This window comes from Pseudaeromonas pectinilytica (assembly GCF_054780855.1).
In genome coordinates, this window is the sequence record NZ_BAAGVN010000348.1 from 1 (window position 1) to 17,323 (window position 17,323).

The following is a 17,323-nucleotide window of genomic DNA, read 5'->3' on the forward strand; positions in this document are numbered from 1 at the left end:
AGTAGGCAGAGAAAATCCAAGCAAAACAACACGTTAGACGGTATTATTAATTCGCTTGCCGCTTAAGGTTCTGTACATGTAGCGGAATTAATCACTGTGATTGCCTATTTCTGTATTAGCCAAGCGATTCAATCGGCTGTAGCTATGGCGCATACCTCGGCGTGTATAATTCCATTATCTTGTGTATTAACTCCAATAGTTAACTTTAAGGCCCCATATGTGGGATTTAATTGTCAGCAAAACAGTGATGGTGGCTAGCTTTCCAGCCAGCTGTAATTGGCTTAAAAATGATCTCCCTCTGAGCCATGATGAGGAGGGACTCTTTGGTATTCCCGCATGAATGTTGAGCCGATAATCGTGCTGATTCGGCTCACCGCACATCAGGCGTCACGACAGGTATTACGAATACTCCGGACATGATTCGCCTCGATGGTGCGGGCCTGCGTGTGCCGGGCAACAAAACAGGCACTCGACGTCACGATTCTCTATAATGCTCGTCCTTTAGTGGCCGCGGGGCATTGCCCGCTGGCCTGTCTGGCCGCTGGTCTGCCTAGCTGATGAGTGGCCACCCCGATTGAGAAATGGTTATGCATACTCTGGAGCAACTGCGCTCGGGTGAGTTGAGCGGTGCTCGTCGCTTGACGTTGAGTGAAAATCTGATCTCCTTTCCCCTGGAGATCCTGAGCTTGAAGGATTCGCTGGAAGTGCTGGATTTGAGTGGCAACCAGCTCTCCGAGTTGCCTGATACGCTGGCCGAGTGCCGCAAGCTGCGCATCATTTTCTGCTCCGAGAATAACTTCACCCGCTTGCCCGAGGTGTTGGGGTCTTGCCCGGCACTGACCATGGTCGGTTTTAAGGCCAATCGCATCCGCGAGGTGCCAGCGGCGGCCTTGCCGGCCAATTTACGCTGGCTGGTGCTGACCGATAATCAGATAGAAACGCTGCCCGATGCGCTGGGCCAGTGTCATCAGCTGCAAAAATTGATGCTCTCTGGTAACCGGCTCGAGGGCTTGCCAGCGAGCTTGGCCAATTGTCAGCGCCTTGAGCTGGTGCGCCTGGCGGCCAATCGGCTGAGCGCACTGCCGGCCTGGCTGCTGAAGCTGCCGCGCTTGAGCTGGCTGGCGTTTGCTGGCAACCCCTGCTGCGATCTGCCCCGGCGAATCGAGGCGGTGACGCGCGTACCCTGGGCCGAGCTCACCCTCGGGGAGCAATTGGGGGAAGGGGCCTCGGGCCGGATCATCTCGGCCAACTGGCAGCAGGCGAGCTCTCTTCAGCCGGTGGCGGTGAAATGTTTCAAGGGGGATATGACCAGTGACGGTTTGCCGCAAAGCGAAATGGCGGCGGCACTGGCAGCCGGCCTTCATCCGGGCTTAATCGAGCTGGTTGGCGAGATCAACGATCATCCCGCAGGTGTGCCGGCGTTGGTGATGGCTCTGATTGCCCCGAGCTTTTCCACCTTGTCCGGGCCACCGAGTCTTGACTCCTGTACCCGTGATGTCTACCACGCCGACTTTACTCTGTCGCTCCCGGCTATGCTGGGCATCGCTGAACAGGTGGCTTCGGTGGCGGCACATCTGCACAGTCGTGGCATACTGCATGGCGATCTCTACGGACACAATATCCTGCACGATGGTCGGGGTGGGGCCTTGCTCGGTGATTTCGGGGCCGCCTCCTTCTATGTGGCGGGCAGTTCATCCGGAGCGGCGCTGGAGCGTCTGGAGGTTCGCGCCTTCGGCTGTCTGCTCGAAGAGCTGATGACTCACTGCCAACTGCCAGTTTCCTTAAATAAGGAGCTGGGAGTGCTAATGCATGACTGCTTGCAGGAAGTGGTGACGGCTAGGCCAGATTTTGCCAGCGTGCATGCCCGGTTAGTACGGATGGTCAGTTCAGCATGGGCTGCAGTTTCAACCCCTGTCGGTGAGATAGTAGAGGCGGAGTCCGTTCTCACTGGTTGATCGCAACCTCATGGGCTGCGATTGGAATTAACGCGCCATCCTGATTGGCTCGTAGCCCGTCAGGTTCGCGCTGTCGCACCTGAGCTGTGGCAAGGGGGCGTGGAGCCCCATGCGTTTGGCGCGTTAACCAGCCGCGCCAGATCCGGGGTCATCCAGGCCAGCAAGAGGCAATTGTGTCGGTGGCAACGAGGAGGGCTCCGTAGCTTGCCGCCGTTTCCGACGCGATCGGTCGCGGCACAGGCGCATCACCTCCTGTTGCTCGGTGCTCGTCATCTTTTGCCAGTTAAAGCGCTCCTGCCGCGAGCGAAAACAACCAAGACAGTAGCCTCGCTCATCCATCTGGCAGACCCCGATGCAGGGGTTGCCTAGCTCGAACAGCTCTAGCTGGCTGGCCATGTCGCGGGTTAGCGGATGACGACAGCGGTGCCGCTGATGCTGACCATCAACATGCCACCGTTGGGGCCGACCACTTCATAATCCAAGTCAATCCCCACCACGGCATTGGCTCCTAATGCGGCAGCCCGTTCGGATAATTCCGCCATGGCGATCTCGCGCGCCTTGGCCAGCTCTTTTTCATAGGCGCCGGAGCGTCCGCCAATGATGTCGCGGATCCCGGCAAACAGATCCTTGAAGATGTTGGCACCCAGAATGGCTTCACCGACGACGATACCGCGGTAGTCGATGATCTGTTTTCCTTCAAGAGTCGGGGTGGTCGAGAGGATCATGATGGCTCCTTGTGCTGGGAGAAAGAGGTGTAAGGCCAGCATAGCAGCCTAGCCGGACGACGGGAATGTTGTCGACAGCGGGAATCACGGGCAGAAAAAAGGCGCAGGGGATGCCTGCGCCGAAACGGAGTAAAGGACTTAGTCTTACCATCAATCCAGCAGTTTGCGATGCAAACGCTGAATGATCTCCTCAGCCTGATCCTCGCGAACCAGAAAGCAGAGATTGTGGGCGCTGGCACCGTAGCAGATCATGCGGATGTTGACGTCATCGACGGCAGCAAACACACGGCTTCCGGCACCGCTGATCTCGCTCATCTGATTTCCGATGAGGGCGACCAACGCCAAATTATGTTCCACCTTGACCTTGCACAGGGCGCCCAGCTCGGCAAGCACTTCCTCGCCGAGGACGGATTTGCCACTGGATTGGCTACCGGTGTGATCCAGGGTCAGCGCCACGCTGACCTCGGAGGTAGTGATGAGATCGACCGACATGCGATGGCGGGCCAGGATCGAGAAAACTTCGGCCAGAAAGCCACAGGCACCGAGCATATTCGGGCTTTGCAGGGTCAACAGCACCTGGTTGCGACGCAGTGCCACGGCACGGAATAAGGGGGTGGATTCGGTACTGGAGCGCACCCAGGTGCCGCCGGCTGCCGGATCTTTACTCGAGCCGACAAATACCGGGATGTTGCGGCGTACCGCGGGTTGCAGGGTGGAGGGGTGCAAGACTTTGGCACCAAATGTCGCCATCTCCGCTGCCTCCGCAAAGCTGATTTCAGGGATGGGGCGCGCGCTTTTCACCATCCGCGGATCCGTGGTGTAGATACCCGGAACATCGGTCCAGATCTCCAGTTCGCTGACATTCAAGGCTTCCGCTAGCAGGGCGGCGCTGTAATCGCTGCCACCGCGGCCCAGGGTCGTGGTCTGGCCTTCGGCGTTGGCCCCGATGAAGCCCTGGGTGATGACGAAGCGATCCGCCAGCAGCGGCGCCATTTCCTGTTGTGCCAGAGCGCGCAGCGCTTCAATGGCCGGGGTGGCCTTGCCGAACCGGCTGTCGGTACGCATGACCTTGCGTACGTCAAACCAGACTGCAGAATGGCCTTGCTGGTTCATCAGTTCGGTGAACAGGCGCGTGGACATCAGCTCACCCTGTGCCACCATGCGATCGACCAGGGCGGCATCAGTGGCGACTGTGGCTTGAGCCGACAGATCGCGAACCTCGTCCAGCATGTCACGAATGGTTTGCGTCAGCGCTGCGGGTTGGCCCAAGGCATCCAGAATATGGAATTGAATATCGGTGAGTCGTTGCAGGCGATCCTCGCGTTCCGCGACATCCAGGGTGCCCTGGGAGAGATCGACCAACAGATTGGTCACGCCAGCGCTGGCGCTCAGGACAACGACGCGGGTCTTGGAATTATTGACGACGACTTGGGCACAACGGCTCATGGCATCGGCATTGGCAACACTGGTACCGCCAAATTTGGCTACGCAAAGCTGGTTCACGACTGAACTCCTGAATAAAACCGTTAAAAATTCCGTTTAACTTTTAAACCAGGTGTGACCAGAAAGACGCGGCTGTACGGCGGGAAAGAAAATTCCTGCCAGAAGCACTTCACCCTAAGGGTGACAGCCCGAGGGATTCAGCCCTCGCAGCCGACTCATCAGCAATCAGTCACTGACTTGTCTCGGCGTTGCACCCCCTGGGCGGTTATCGATGGAGACTGACCTCCTCCTACCGCTGACCTGGGCAACGCGCCTCTTCTGGTCCCCGCTGGCGCGGGGTGTCTGACAGAAATAACCGGTCTGGCTATCAACTGTCAATCTTCAACTTAGATCTGCTACCAAAAAGTGATGTAACCGCATCCAGAAAGCCATTTCAAATCGTGATCTGGATTGTATTTTTATGTTAATCAGATGAAAACATGACTGATTTATGTGACCGGTTCCACGATTCATTCGGTACTGCGCTGCTATATTACGCCGCGTGGAAACCAGAAATCTCCATTGCCAAAACGGGGCCGGTAAATTTGTCGGCCCCGTCTTTTTTTATATGGTTTTCAACAAGATCTTCGAACGACGCTGATAGTTATACAGCTTCTGCTTAGCCACCGGCAGGTCCGTCACCTCGACCGGTTCGAAACCGCGCTCACGGAACCAGTGAATCGAACGAGTGGTCAGAACAAACAGTTTCTGGATGTTTTGCCGCCGCGCGTGTTCTTCAATCTTGGCCACCATGCGATCCCCGCGGTTTGAGCTGCGGTATTCCGGATGGATTGCCACACAGGCCATTTCCGCCATGGCCTCTTCCGGAAATGGATAGAGCGCGGCACAGCCAATCACCAAGCCATCCCGTTCGATGATGCAGAAATGGTCGATTTCCATTTCCAGCTGTTCGCGGGAGCGACGAACCAGAATGCCTTCCTCTTCCAGCGGCCGGATCAGATCCAGAATGCCACCAATATCATCAATGGTTGCGCTACGTGCCTGTTCGGCACTCTGGCGCACGATCTGGGTGCCAACCCCGTCCCGGGTAAACAACTCCTGCAGCAAGGCACCATCTTCTTTGTAACTGACCAGATGGCAGCGCGGTACGCCGGCCCGGCAAGATGCGATCGCGGCATGGAAGTAACGCGCCGTCCCCGAGCTGTCATCACCTTGTTGTTCCAGCGCGACCAGATACTCTTCAGCCTGCTCGGGGAACAGTTCGGAAACCACCTGACCGGACTGACCGATGACCCCTTGTGATGAGCAAAAGGCGATCAACTTGTCGGCCTTGAGGTGAATGGCGACCTGAGCGGCAATCTCTTCGGCGTTGACGCTGAAGCTTTCTCCGGTCACCGAGAAGCCCACCGGTGAAATCAGCACGATGGCATTTTGTTCCAGCTGGCGGCGGATGCCTTCACTGTCGATCCGACGCACCCGGCCACTATGGCAATAGTCGATACCATCATCGACGCCAATGGGTTGCGCGGTGACAAAGTTGCCACTGACTACATTCAAGCGGGCACCCTGCATGGGTGTGTTGATGAGTCCCATAGAGAGACGGGATGTGATCTCCAGCTGCAAGCCACCGCAGACCTGCTTGATGATGCGGAAACTGTCGCTATCGGTGACGCGGATACGTTTGTGAAAGCGGGAGCGAATGCCGGCATTCGCCAAGGAGCCATCGATTTGCGGGCGCGCACCAAACACCAGCACCAGGCGAATGCCCAGGCTTTGTAGCAATGCGATATCGGCCACTATGTCATTGAAGTTATCATCGGCAATGGTTTCACCGCCGATCATGATGACAAAGGTGGAACCTCTATGATGATTGACATAGGGGGTCGAGTGGCGAAACGCATTAACCAGCACCGCATCTCTTTCGCGAACCATCTGTGTATCCCTTTATCCCTGCGCTAAAATTTGGCGTTATCATCGGGAAAAAACGTCGACTCTGCAAGTATAAATAATCATTAAAAGTGATTTTTTATGTGTTTATAGGCTTCAAGTCGGATGTTCGGCCGCCGTGCGGCTGACGAGCGAAATCCGCCGCAACGGACGAAGAGGATCCTGATGGCCGGATATGATCCGCTTCACCGCAATCAGCTTTTCACAAGCGTATGATAATCCGATATAAATATGATGTTGTGATTTCAGCCGCCACGACTTGGTTCTGTTGCCAAGACAGGGCAAACTAAGTTCAGTATTGAATTCAGCACCGACGCAAAGGACTACAGGATGTTAAGCAAACACGTCAGCTTTATTGTCGATCAGAAGGGGCAACGTCGCGCGGCCGTGGTTCCTATTGAAATCTTCGATGAGTTGATGGCGTTGCAGCGGGCATTGGCAACCAACACACCGGGGGAACGCGAGCGCTATTATTTTAGTGTCAAAGGCGCAGAAGCCTGTGGTTATCCGGTGGGTGCGCGTCAAAAGCCGGGCTTTATGGTGATGTCCGGTTCGCGGGTCAATAACGAACAGGCAGATTCCTTGCGTGAACCGGTGATTGAGCTCAAGCGGACACTGCTGGACAAGGGCGTTTTGATTGCCGAAGGGGAAGGCTATCGCTTCACCCAGGATCAGCTGTTCAACAGCCCGAGCCTGGCGGCTAGTCTGATCGCAGGTAACAATCGCAGTGGGTTGGATGCCTGGAGTAACCAGGAGGGCTTTACCCTCAAACAATCCGGGTTTGGGAAAAAGGAGCCGTAGACTCGATCCGGTTCCAGTTGATTGCCCCTTAGCGTGGCGTCTGGCCGCTTCCCACGAGGGAGGAACGATTCGCCTGGTGCGATCTGAGCTCCCCTTTTCGTGTATCCCCAACTGATGGAGCCTACTCTTGCCCCATGTTGTCGCTCATCAGACATTGGACGGTTTCATTCTGACGCGACAGGCGCTGGATCAGTCGTCAACTTCCTCTTCTGAACAGGGCGAGCACTGTGCGATCGTGCTCTGGTTGGCGACCGTGCAGGGGCCGGTTCGGGTCGTTTATGCACAAGAGCCGGTGCAATTTTTCATACCTCTCGCCCGACAGGAAGAGGCGTTGCACGTATTTCGGCAGCACGGGATCCGCGGCCACTTACGGCGTACCGGATTACAGACGTTTGCCGGGGAGAGTGTACTCGCCTGCTGTTTTCCTACCTTAGCCCGTTTCTATCGCGCCCTTGAGCTTCTGCAACTGCAGCGCATTCCGGTTTTTGAAGGCGATGTGCGGCATGCCGAACGAGTGCTGATGGAGCGCTTTATCACTGGCGGGATCCGGGTGAGCGGTGATGTGACCCGTCATCCAGCCTATCTGCAGATGCAAGCCCGAATGCTGGAGCCTTGTGATATGCAGCCAACATTTACCCTGCTGTCGCTGGATGTGGAATGTGCCATGTCCGGTCAGCTCTCCTGCGTTGGTTTGCAAGGGATCCGGCGTGATGGTTCGCTGCTTGAGCAGGTGATCATGGTGGGGGAGCCCGAGCCCCATCAGGAGAGGTTTACTATCCAGTGGGTGGCGGACGAACGGCAACTGTTGCTGGCGTTGGCGCCCTTCTTTCAGCACTTTGATCCGGACATCATCATCGGCTGGAATGTGGTCAACTTTGATTTTCAGCTGCTGCTTCGTCGCGCCGAATTACACCACCTGACCCTGCGTTGGGGACGAGCCGGCGAGCCGGTCCGTTGGCGACCGGCACGGGATGAACGCCAACAGGGGCAGGTCATATTTCCCGGTCGCGTGGTGCTGGATGGGGTTGCCACCTTGAAATCGGCAACCTGGCAATTTGATAGTTTCAGCCTGGAGTCTGTGGCCCAGAGCCTACTCGGCCGTGGTAAGGCGATCGATGAGGTTGAGGATCGAGGTGAGCGGATCAGCCAATTATATCAACAGGATAAACTGGCTCTGGCCCGTTACAACCTCGAAGATTGTCGCTTGGTCACCGATATCTTTGCCCTGTGCCATTTGCTGGACTTTGCTCGCTTGCGCAGTCAGCTCACCGGGCTGGAGCTGGATCGCTACGGTGGCTCGGTGGCGGCATTTTCCCACCTCTACATCCCTCACTTGCATCGTCGCGGGTTTGTGGCGCCGAGCCTGGGAACTATCGAAGGCGCGCCGTCACCGGGCGGCTATGTGATGGACTCGCGTCCCGGGCTTTATCGGCACGTATTGGTGCTGGATTATAAGAGCCTCTATCCCAGTATTATCCGCAGCTTTGGTATCGATCCGTTGGGGTTGATCCTCGGGTTACGAGAGCAGCAAGTATCGCCGCAGGAGGATGCGCATCTGGCGCCGATCCCGGGATTTCTGGGGGCTTGTTTCTCGCGCCAGGATCCGATCCTTCCCGGGCTTATTGCCTCCTTGTGGCAAGAGCGAGATAAGGCCAAGTTGCAGCAGGATGATGCTTTGTCGCGAGCGATCAAGATCCTGATGAACTCGTTTTACGGGGTATTGGGCTCCAGCGGTTGCCGCTTCTTCGATCCCCGTTTGGCATCCAGTATCACCTTGCGCGGGCAGTCGATCATGCTGGAAACCCGGCGCTTGATTGAGGCCGCTGGTTTCCAGGTGATCTATGGCGATACCGACTCCACCTTTGTCTGGTTGGATCGCGAGGTAACGCCGGAACAGGCTGAGTCTATCGGGCGGCAATTGGCTCGTCAGGTCACCGAGCATTGGCAACACCATCTGCAGCAGGAGTGGGGGCTCGATTCCTGCCTGGAGCTGCAATATGAGCGTCATTACCGGCGTTTCCTTATGCCGACGATCCGCGGTGCCGAGGTAGGTAGCAAGAAGCGGTATGCCGGTCTGGAAGGTGAAGGGGAGCACGAGCAGATCATCTTCAAGGGGCTGGAGACGGTCCGTACCGACTGGACTGAGCTGGCCAAACAGTTTCAGCGGGGTTTATACCAGCGTATTTTCCACGATGAAGATCCGGCCCCTTTCATTGCCGAGATGATTCGGAAAACCCGGGCTGGCGAGGTGGATGACTGGTTGGTCTATCGCAAGCGGTTGCGGCGCAAATTGAGCGACTACCAGAAAACTCAACCCCCCCATGTCCGGGCGGCTCGATTGGCCGATGAGGCGCGCCGAAACGCAGGATTGTCCCCCCGTTATCAGCAGCGGGGTACTATCGCCTACCTCATCACCACCCAAGGGGCTGAGCCGGTAGAGCACCAAACCGCACCACTGGATTATGAACACTATATCCAGAAGCAGCTCAGGCCCGTGGCCGATGCCATATTACCCTTCATCGGCCGCCAGTTTGATGAGTGGGCCGAGGGGCAGTTGCCGCTGTTTTAACGCGAATGACCGAGCGGACTAACCACCTGCCAGTTTGACGGTAAAACCCGCCTTGATGAGTTCAGCTTGGATCAAATCCCGCTTCTCACCTTGAATTTCAATGATCCCTTCTTTGATGGCGCCTCCGGTGCCGCATTTTTTCTTTAGCAGACTGGCTAGCTCCTTTTGTCGCTCGCTGGGAATACCATGAATGGTGATGACCCCTGCACCTTTGCGGCCTTTGTTTTCGCGGCGTAATCTGACGATGCCGTCATCGGGGAAGGGGGATGCAGATGCTGCTTTGGCGGTCGGCTCGGGAACAAAACCACTAGCCGTGGAGTAAACAAGACGGGAATTGGTATCGGACATGATGAGGCTCCTTATAACTGGTCGGGAGTATAGCCAGAGCCGAGGCTAAAAAACTGCTTTATTTTGTGGGTATTCGCTCTATAATTGGATTCAGTGATAACCATTATCAATAAGATCGCGGAGCACGGCATATGCATTTGAGTGATATCCAGCCGGGCCAATCGGCTCGTATTGTGAGTCTGGGAGCATTGGATGCTCCGGTTCGCCGCAAACTGATGGCTATGGGCTTACTGCCCTGTAGTGAGGTGCGTTTTATCCGCAACGCCCCCTTGGGTGATCCACTACAAATTTCCACAGGGGGTATCACGCTCTCGGTACAGCGTACATTGGCCATGCAGATCGAGGTAGAGAGCCTATGAAATGGAATTTGATGACGGTTGGCAATCCCAACAGCGGCAAGACCTCGTTATTCAATGCCTTGACCGGGGCCAATCAGCAGGTCGGCAACTGGAGTGGCGTGACCGTGGACAAGAAGCGCGGTTATTTCAGCCAGGGCGATGACGAGTATCAGTTGATGGACTTGCCGGGCATCTATGCGTTGGAGAGCCGGGACAGCTCGATCGATGAACAGATCGCATTCCGTTATGCCATGACTCATAAGCCGGATCTGGTGATTAACGTCATCGATGCCACGGCTCTGGAGCGCTCCTTACTGCTGACCCTGCAACTGCGTGAGCTGGGACTGCCGGTATTGGTGGTGCTGAACAAATACGATGTAGTGCAAAAGCGTCGACAATCAATCGATACCCAAGCCCTGAGCGGGGTGCTGGGCTGTCCGGTGGTGGCGTTATCCGCCTACAACCGTAAAGAGATCCAGCACCTCAAGGCTCAATTGCCGTTGCTGATGGCGCAAGTTGATCCACAGCCTCTGGTTCTGGATTACGGCGATGTCATTGAGGCTGCTGTCGCTCAGTTACAACCGCAGATCCATCATGGTCACCTGGCGGCTCGTGGCTGTGCCATTCGTTTGCTGGAAGGCGATGAAGTTCTGGATGAAGTCTTGCAATTGACGGCGCGACCGGATGTTGCGGCGTTGATCCGGGCGACGCAAAGTCAGGTGGATATGGATCTTGCTGTGGCGGACATTCGCTATGGCTTTATTCATGAACAGGCTCGTCCTTGTCAGATCCAGCATGGAAAACTCGGCATCAAGGGTTCTGAACGTCTGGATAATATTCTGCTCAACCGCTGGGTTGGCATTCCGTTTTTCCTCGGTGTCATGTACCTGATGTTTTTGTTTGCCATCAATGTGGGTAGTGCCTTCATCGATTTTTTCGATGTTCTGGCTGGCGCATTATTTGTCGATGGCCCCCGGCACTGGCTGGGGCTGGTTGATACTCCAGAGTGGTTGATTTCCGTAGTTTCCGACGGGGTCGGTAGCGGCATACAGACGGTCGCAACCTTTATCCCGGTCGTCGGTTTCCTGTATCTGTTCCTGGCTGTTCTGGAGGCATCTGGCTATCTGGCCCGGGCCGCATTTGTCGTCGATCGGGTGATGCGCAAACTGGGGCTGCCGGGTAAGGCCTTCGTGCCGATGCTGATGGGATTTGGCTGCTCGGTTCCGGCTTTCATGTCCGCCCGGACGCTGAATGCGGAGCGTGAACGCCTGATGACCACCGCCATGGCGCCTTTCATGTCCTGTGGGGCTCGTCTGCCGGTCTACGCCTTGTTTGCAGTCGCCTTCTTCCCGCAATCAGGGCAGAACGTGGTGTTTTTGCTGTATCTGATTGGTATCGCAATTGCGGTGGTGACCGGTTTGGTGCTGCGCAAGACCCTACTGCCTGGACACAGTGAATCCATGCTGATGGAAATGCCGGATTATGAAGTCCCGCGCCCAACCTATGTACTGATCAAGACCTGGCATAAGCTGCGTAGCTTCGTGCTGGGGGCCGGTAAGACCATTGTCATCATGGTGGCGGTGTTGAACCTGTTCAACTCCTTGGGCTCCGATGGCAGTTTCGGGAACCAGAATACAGATAAGTCTTTGCTGAGCCAGGCTGCCGCATTTCTGACGCCTGTGTTGTCGCCGCTGGGCGTGCGTGAGGATAACTGGCAAGCGACGGTCGGTATTGCGACCGGTATTTTTGCCAAAGAGGCGGTGGTGGGGACGCTCAACAGTCTCTATCAGTCCCCGGCAGACGAAGAGGGTGCTGAGTTCAGTCTGACTGACTCATTCAACGAGGCGGTGGCGACTATTCCGGCCAATCTGGCGGCCATCAATCCATGGGATCCTGCCGGTCTGGAGCTGGGCGATCTGCAGGACCAATCAGCGATGGCGGAATCCCAGGAGGTTGATCTATCGACCTTTGCCAACATGCAGACCCATTTTGATGGTCAGGTGGGCGCCTTTGCTTACTTGTTGTTTGTCCTGCTGTATATGCCCTGCGCAGCTGCCATGGGCTCCTTGATTCGGGAGTCCGGTCGTAACTGGGCAATTTTTACCGCCATGTGGTGCAATCTGATGGCGTTTATGATCTCCTCACTCTATTACCAACTGGCGACGTTTGCCGCCCATCCGGCCCAGAGTCTGGCTTGGGTCGCGTTCTATACCATGGTCGCGGTACTGACCTGGTGGGGTATGCATCGCAAGGGCAACATACTGGCGCGTAAGGTGGTTCTGGTATGATCGTCCGTGATGTGGGAACCCTGCTGGCCGATCGTCAGCGCATGAGCCTGGGTGAGCTGGCGCGCCACTTCCATACGGCGGAAGACACCATGGATGCCATGCTGGGAGTCTGGATGCGCAAAGGGCGAGTTCGCAAAGTGACGCAGAGTGGTTGTAGCGGCCGTTGCTGCGGCGCGCGCGAAGAGACCCAATACGAATGGTTGCCAGAAGGACAGATAGGGCTAATCCAGCGGAGCTAATAGCCGTTGGGTTGCTTAAGCTGCACACATCGCCCGCTATCGCGGGCGATTTTTTTGGCTTCGCCCACCCATAGCCGCTTTGTGGTGCAGCGGGTCAGCCGATAGGGGGTGGTAGGCAGTACCAAGCCGTTTGGGCATAATAGCCGCCTGTTCGGGAGGAAGCATGCAATCACAAATCACGCCATCACAAACCATGCAACAGCAAGAGGATGAACACTGGATGCGCCATGCCATGGCGTTGGCGACCCAGGCGGAGAGGGCTGGTGAAGTCCCGGTAGGGGCTGTCTTGGTGCGCGCGGGCCAGATGGTGGCAGAAGGCTGGAATTTATCGCTGTGTGAGCATGATCCAACGGCTCATGCCGAGATCCGGGTCTTGCGCCAGGCGGGCCAGAGACTGAGCAATTATCGGCTGCTGGATACGACTTTGTATGTGACCTTAGAGCCTTGCATCATGTGTACCGGAGCCTTGATCCATGCCCGGATCGGACGCCTGGTATATGGGGCTTCTGATTTGAAAACTGGAGCCGTGCAGTCGGTATTCCCGCTGCTGGGCGATGCACGCCACAATCACCAGATCCCGGTTACTGCAGGGGTTTTGGCGCAGGAGTGCAGTCAGCAACTCAGTGCGTTTTTTGCCCGCCGCCGTCAGGAAAAACGTGCCGCTCGTGAGCTGCTACGGCAGGCATCACAGGATGAGACAGCCGCTGGCTCCCGGTAAGTGCCGCCAATAAATAGGATGACTTTCACCATCCTCAAGAACAGGTCTTGTAGACACGAACGGCAGGTGGACTCAGCCAGTGGTTTGCAGATCCAGCTCCCAGCCCAGAGCTTCCATATATTGTTGTTCGCGCACCAGGTTTTGCACCAGCAGCCGGTTCGCTTCGGCCCAGTTAGCGGGCAGGAACAGACGGCACAAGTTGCCTTCGGCTTCGAGGCGAAGCGTGGGCAGCAGGTTATCCAGCCGCCGATGGTGCAGCGCTACAGCCAGGCGCAGAATGCGAATGGCCCGCCAGATCGACTCATCGACAAAGTTGGGGATGGAGTAAAACTCCTGCTTCTTGATGGCCTTGCGGTGAAACCGCACCAGGGTTGCCAGCAGTTGTTGCTCTTCCTGATCAAACCCCGGTAGATCTGAGTTTTCCAGTATGTAGGCGGAATGACGCTGGATGGCGGTGTAGTTAATGGCGAGACCCGTCTCGTGGAGCATGGCCGCCCAGCACAGCAGGGGGCGATAGAGTTCGGCGTCCAGCTGCCAGCGGGTTGCAACCTGATCAAACAGTTGCAAGGCAGTGGCCTCAACCCGCGCGGCTTGCTGCTTGTCGATATGGTAGAGATCGGCAATACCAAACGCCGTGCGCGCGCGAATATCCTGATGTTGCTGCCGCTGTTCGAATTCATACAGCAAACCTTCGCGTAGGGCGCCGTCCGAGTAGTCCATACGCTCGATGCCCAAGCCTTGGAATAGGGCAATCAGAATGGCAACACCTGCGGCAATCAGCGGGCGACGATCCTCGGTCAAACCGGGAAGATCGAGTTGTTCAATCCGCTTTTGTGCAATCATGCGCGACTTGAGCTGCTCGAGCTGCGACAGGGTGATTACGCCATCGTCATCGTGGGCGACCAGCAGTTCCCGCACCGCCTTGATACTGCCCGAGCTACCCAGGCAGCTTTCCCATCCCAACTGCTGATATTGAGTCAGGATTGGCTCCAACTGGTGTAAGCCTTCCAGAATGGCGGCATTAAAATTCTTGTCGCTGAGTTTACCGTTAGTGAAGAATTGTTTGTTGAAGGTGACACAGCCCATTTTGCGGCTGGTCAGGGCGAGCGGCGTGAAACGCTCACCGATGATCAACTCGGTACTACCACCCCCGATATCGATGACCAGCACCCGGCCATCCAGATGCTGGGTATGCGCGACCCCCTGATAGATCAGGCGTGCCTCTTCCTGACCGGAGATAATATTGATCGGGTGATGAAGTAGGGCGCGGGCCCGATCCAAGAACACTTGGGCGTTGCTGGCGGCTCTCAGGGTATAGGTACCGGTGATGCGCACCGCATCGGGTTTGAAGCCGCTCAAGCGTTCGGCGAACAGGCCGAGGCAATTTAATCCCCGCTGCATGGCTTCTTCACTCAGACATTTATTCTCATCCATGCCTTCGGCGAGCCGTACCCGCTCTTTGAGGCGATCGACGATCTGCATGCGACCGTCGAGTACGCGAGCCACCACCAGGTGGAAGCTATTGGAACCTAAATCAATGGCAGCCAGCAGATTACTCGGCATTCAGTTGTTGCTCCCACTGCTTGAGGTAGTCATAGATGGCGATTTGCGAGCGAACCTTCTTGCGATTGCCCCGCGGAACATAGCGGTTGCTTTGCTCGGCATCAATGTAACGTGCCTTGGTGGTATCGCTGAACTGTAGCTCCAGAATGTCCAGGATCCGCTGACGCAGCTTCTCATCATAGATGGGGACACCGACTTCAATGCGAAAATCTAGGTTTCGGGTCATCCAGTCCGCCGAAGAGATATAAACCTTGGGCTGGCCATTGTTATGGAACACCATGACCCGCGGATGTTCGAGATAGCGATCGACGATGCTGATGACCTCGATGTTATCACTGATGCCAGGTAATCCGGGGACTAGCGAGCACATACCGCGGATGATCATGCGGATCTTGACCCCGGCCTGGCTGGCGGCATAGAGCCGGCTGACCATGCCCTTATCGACCAGATTATTGATCTTAAGAGTGATGCGTGCTGGTAGCCCGCTTTTAGCGTTGTTGATTTCGCTGTCAATCAGGCTGTAGAGGTTACGGCGGGAGTTGATGGGCGAGACCAGCAAGTGATTGAACTTGAAGCGCTGGAACGGATGTTCGATAAACTCGAACACACTGTAAACCTCGGCCGCGAGTTCTTGATTGCGGGTGAACAAGGAGAAGTCCGTGTAGATCTTGGCGGTCTTCTCGTTGAAATTACCGGTGCCGATATGGGCGTAGCGGACCGTCTGTCCATTCTCTTTGCGGCTGATGAGGCACAGTTTGGAGTGGATCTTGAGGCTCGGCACCCCGAACATGACCTTGACCCCGGCTTCCGTCAGGCGATTGGCCCACTGGATGTTGGCGGCCTCGTCAAAGCGCGCTTGCAGCTCTACCACCACAGTGACGCGTTTGCCGTTGTTGGCGGCATCGATGAGCGAGTCGATGACCCGGCTCTGACTGGCAACCCGATAGATATTGATCTTGATCGAGGTGACGGCCGGATCGTAGGAGGCTTGGCGCAGCAACTCGGTGAAGTATTGAAACTTGTGGTAAGGGTAATACAGGAGTATGTCCTGTTCGGCGATGGCCTGGAACAGGGTCAAGTGTTGGTCAAATTCATGGCTGTTGAGAGCCGAGAGCTTGGGGTTTTCCAGATAATCACGGCCTACATTGGGGAAACCGATGAAATCCTTGAAGTTGTGGTACCGCCCGCCAGGCATGATGGAGTCGTAGAAGCTCATCTTCAGTTTGGCGGTGAGGAAGGTGACCATGCTCTGTGGCGTTTCTCGGTCATAGGCGAAGCGGACCGGCATCGCCTTGAGGCGCTGCTTTAACCCTTCACTCATATTATCCAGCACGCTGCGGTTGAGTTGGGCAGAGAGGTCGTATTCGGCATCCCGGGTCATTTTGACCGAGTAGGCGGCGATTTCGTCATAATCAAAGAAACCCCGGAAAATATCATCCAGACAGAAACGGATGACGTTATCCAGGATGATTAAGGCTTTGCGCCGCTTGTTGGATTCATCGGGTGGCATGGGCACGAAGCGGGGCAGATAATCGGTCGGCACTTCGATGAGGGCGTATTGCACCAAGCGCCCCTCTTTTTTCATCTTCACCGCCAGATAGGTGTACTGGTCCTTCAAGAAGGCGATGGGATCACTGTCTTCAGTCAGCAGGATCGGGCTGATATGGCGCAGCACCTTGTCTTTGAAATATTTTTTGATCCACGCCTGATGACCGAGCGACACCTGACTTTCATTGATGAGGAAAATATTGTGTCGCGCCAGGGAGAGCATCAGTTCCCGATAGGTGGTGTCGAAGGTTTCACCCAGCCACTTGACCTTATCCTGAATGGCATGCAGCAGATCCTCGGCTTCCGGATCCCCACCATGCTCCTTATGGATGAGTACGCGGCGCTTGACGTCAGCCACTCGGACCTTGAAGAACTCATCCTGATTGTTGGAGAAAATCCCCAGGAAGCGCACTCGTTCGATCAGCGGCACGCTCTTGTCCATGGCTTCTTGCAGAACCCGCTCATTAAAGGAGAGCCAGCTCAGCTCTTTTTCAATCCAGAGATTGTCACTACTCATTGCTACCCTCGGAATCATGTTACTGGAGTCACGGCCACCCGTTGCGAATTAGCTTAAACGGCCTTGGGTGATAGTGGCTTGCTCGTGACACCCTTATATGTCAATAACATGACATATTTATGGCATCAGTGCCAAACCTCGACGTGTGGAAATGGCCGGGCCATAGCACCAGAATGTGAGGGCGGGGGGCGGATGATGAAACTGCAGCCAGCAATGACGATAGGTTGTCATAAACCGGCGCCATACTTCTGGTACCTGCAAACAGATGTTTAGTTCGCGCTGTAACAAAACTGTCATGGAATGGACATACAATCCGCCCATGCC

At 56.0% G+C, this 17,323-nt stretch carries 14 protein-coding genes and 1 riboswitch; of the genes, 7 read left to right on the forward strand and 7 right to left on the reverse strand.

Annotated elements, in window-relative coordinates; genetic code table 11:
- Positions 1–587 precede the first annotated feature (587 nt).
- Entirely contained in the window at positions 588–1,955 is a 1,368-nt protein-coding gene (locus ACYVG7_RS17115) for a leucine-rich repeat-containing protein kinase family protein (protein ID WP_460884297.1), read from the forward strand.
- 123 nt (positions 1,956–2,078) lie between these two features.
- Here the strand turns inward: ACYVG7_RS17115 and ACYVG7_RS17120 are convergent, their stop codons facing one another.
- From ACYVG7_RS17120 to argA, 4 genes are all read right to left on the reverse strand, one after another.
- A complete protein-coding gene (locus tag ACYVG7_RS17120) occupies positions 2,079–2,351 on the reverse strand; it encodes a DUF1289 domain-containing protein (protein ID WP_460884298.1) in 273 nt (90 codons plus the stop codon).
- An 8-nt stretch (positions 2,352–2,359) separates the two neighbouring features.
- On the reverse strand, positions 2,360–2,680 hold the full coding sequence (locus ACYVG7_RS17125) for a heavy metal-binding domain-containing protein (protein WP_460884299.1): 321 nt from the start codon (positions 2,678–2,680) through the stop codon (positions 2,360–2,362).
- Between the two features lie 150 nt (positions 2,681–2,830).
- Positions 2,831–4,183: a lysine-sensitive aspartokinase 3 gene (gene lysC, locus ACYVG7_RS17130; RefSeq protein WP_460884300.1), complete on the reverse strand. Its 1,353-nt coding sequence runs from the start codon at positions 4,181–4,183 to the stop codon at positions 2,831–2,833.
- A gap of 94 nt (positions 4,184–4,277) precedes the next feature.
- A riboswitch (Lysine riboswitch) is annotated at positions 4,278–4,449 on the reverse strand.
- A gap of 277 nt (positions 4,450–4,726) precedes the next feature.
- Positions 4,727–6,055 (reverse strand): amino-acid N-acetyltransferase, encoded by a 1,329-nt coding sequence (gene argA, locus ACYVG7_RS17135; RefSeq protein ID WP_460884301.1) that lies wholly within the window; start codon positions 6,053–6,055, stop codon positions 4,727–4,729.
- Positions 6,056–6,400: 345 nt separating this feature from the next.
- Between argA and ACYVG7_RS17140 the strand changes: the two genes are divergently transcribed.
- Together ACYVG7_RS17140 and ACYVG7_RS17145 are read left to right on the forward strand one after the other, a co-directional pair.
- A complete protein-coding gene (locus ACYVG7_RS17140) occupies positions 6,401–6,871 on the forward strand; it encodes a DUF4357 domain-containing protein (protein WP_460884302.1) in 471 nt (156 codons plus the stop codon).
- A 127-nt stretch (positions 6,872–6,998) separates the two neighbouring features.
- Positions 6,999–9,440, forward strand: coding sequence for a DNA polymerase II (locus tag ACYVG7_RS17145; RefSeq protein WP_460884303.1), 2,442 nt, complete (start codon positions 6,999–7,001; stop codon positions 9,438–9,440).
- Positions 9,441–9,458: 18 nt separating this feature from the next.
- Here the strand turns inward: ACYVG7_RS17145 and ACYVG7_RS17150 are convergent, their stop codons facing one another.
- Positions 9,459–9,791 carry a stress response translation initiation inhibitor YciH gene (locus ACYVG7_RS17150; protein WP_460884327.1) on the reverse strand — a complete coding sequence of 111 codons (333 nt, stop codon included), beginning with the start codon at positions 9,789–9,791 and terminating at the stop codon, positions 9,459–9,461.
- Positions 9,792–9,919: 128 nt separating this feature from the next.
- Here ACYVG7_RS17150 and ACYVG7_RS17155 point away from each other — a divergent pair, with 128 nt between their 5' ends.
- The 4 genes from ACYVG7_RS17155 (at position 9,920) to tadA (ending at position 13,371) form a co-directional block, all read left to right on the forward strand.
- Positions 9,920–10,147: a FeoA family protein gene (locus ACYVG7_RS17155; RefSeq protein WP_460884304.1), complete on the forward strand. Its 228-nt coding sequence runs from the start codon at positions 9,920–9,922 to the stop codon at positions 10,145–10,147.
- The gene (feoB, locus tag ACYVG7_RS17160; protein ID WP_460884305.1) at positions 10,144–12,414 is read left to right on the forward strand and encodes a Fe(2+) transporter permease subunit FeoB; all 2,271 of its coding nucleotides are present in this window, start codon (positions 10,144–10,146) and stop codon (positions 12,412–12,414) included. The genes ACYVG7_RS17155 and feoB overlap by 4 nt, the downstream gene beginning before the upstream one ends.
- On the forward strand, positions 12,411–12,653 hold the full coding sequence (locus ACYVG7_RS17165; protein WP_460884306.1) for a FeoC-like transcriptional regulator: 243 nt from the start codon (positions 12,411–12,413) through the stop codon (positions 12,651–12,653). Before feoB ends, ACYVG7_RS17165 begins: the two co-directional genes overlap by 4 nt.
- Positions 12,654–12,816: 163 nt before the next feature.
- A complete protein-coding gene (gene tadA, locus ACYVG7_RS17170; protein ID WP_460884307.1) occupies positions 12,817–13,371 on the forward strand; it encodes a tRNA adenosine(34) deaminase TadA in 555 nt (184 codons plus the stop codon).
- Between the two features lie 72 nt (positions 13,372–13,443).
- On the opposite strand, the gene ppx is transcribed toward tadA, so the two are convergent.
- Both ppx and ppk1 read right to left on the reverse strand, forming a co-directional pair.
- Complete coding sequence (gene ppx, locus ACYVG7_RS17175) at positions 13,444–14,934, reverse strand: exopolyphosphatase (protein ID WP_460884308.1); 1,491 nt, start codon at positions 14,932–14,934, stop codon at positions 13,444–13,446.
- Positions 14,924–16,999 (reverse strand): polyphosphate kinase 1, encoded by a 2,076-nt coding sequence (ppk1, locus tag ACYVG7_RS17180; protein ID WP_460884309.1) that lies wholly within the window; start codon positions 16,997–16,999, stop codon positions 14,924–14,926. Before ppk1 ends, ppx begins: the two co-directional genes overlap by 11 nt.
- Positions 17,000–17,323: the final 324 nt, after the last annotated feature.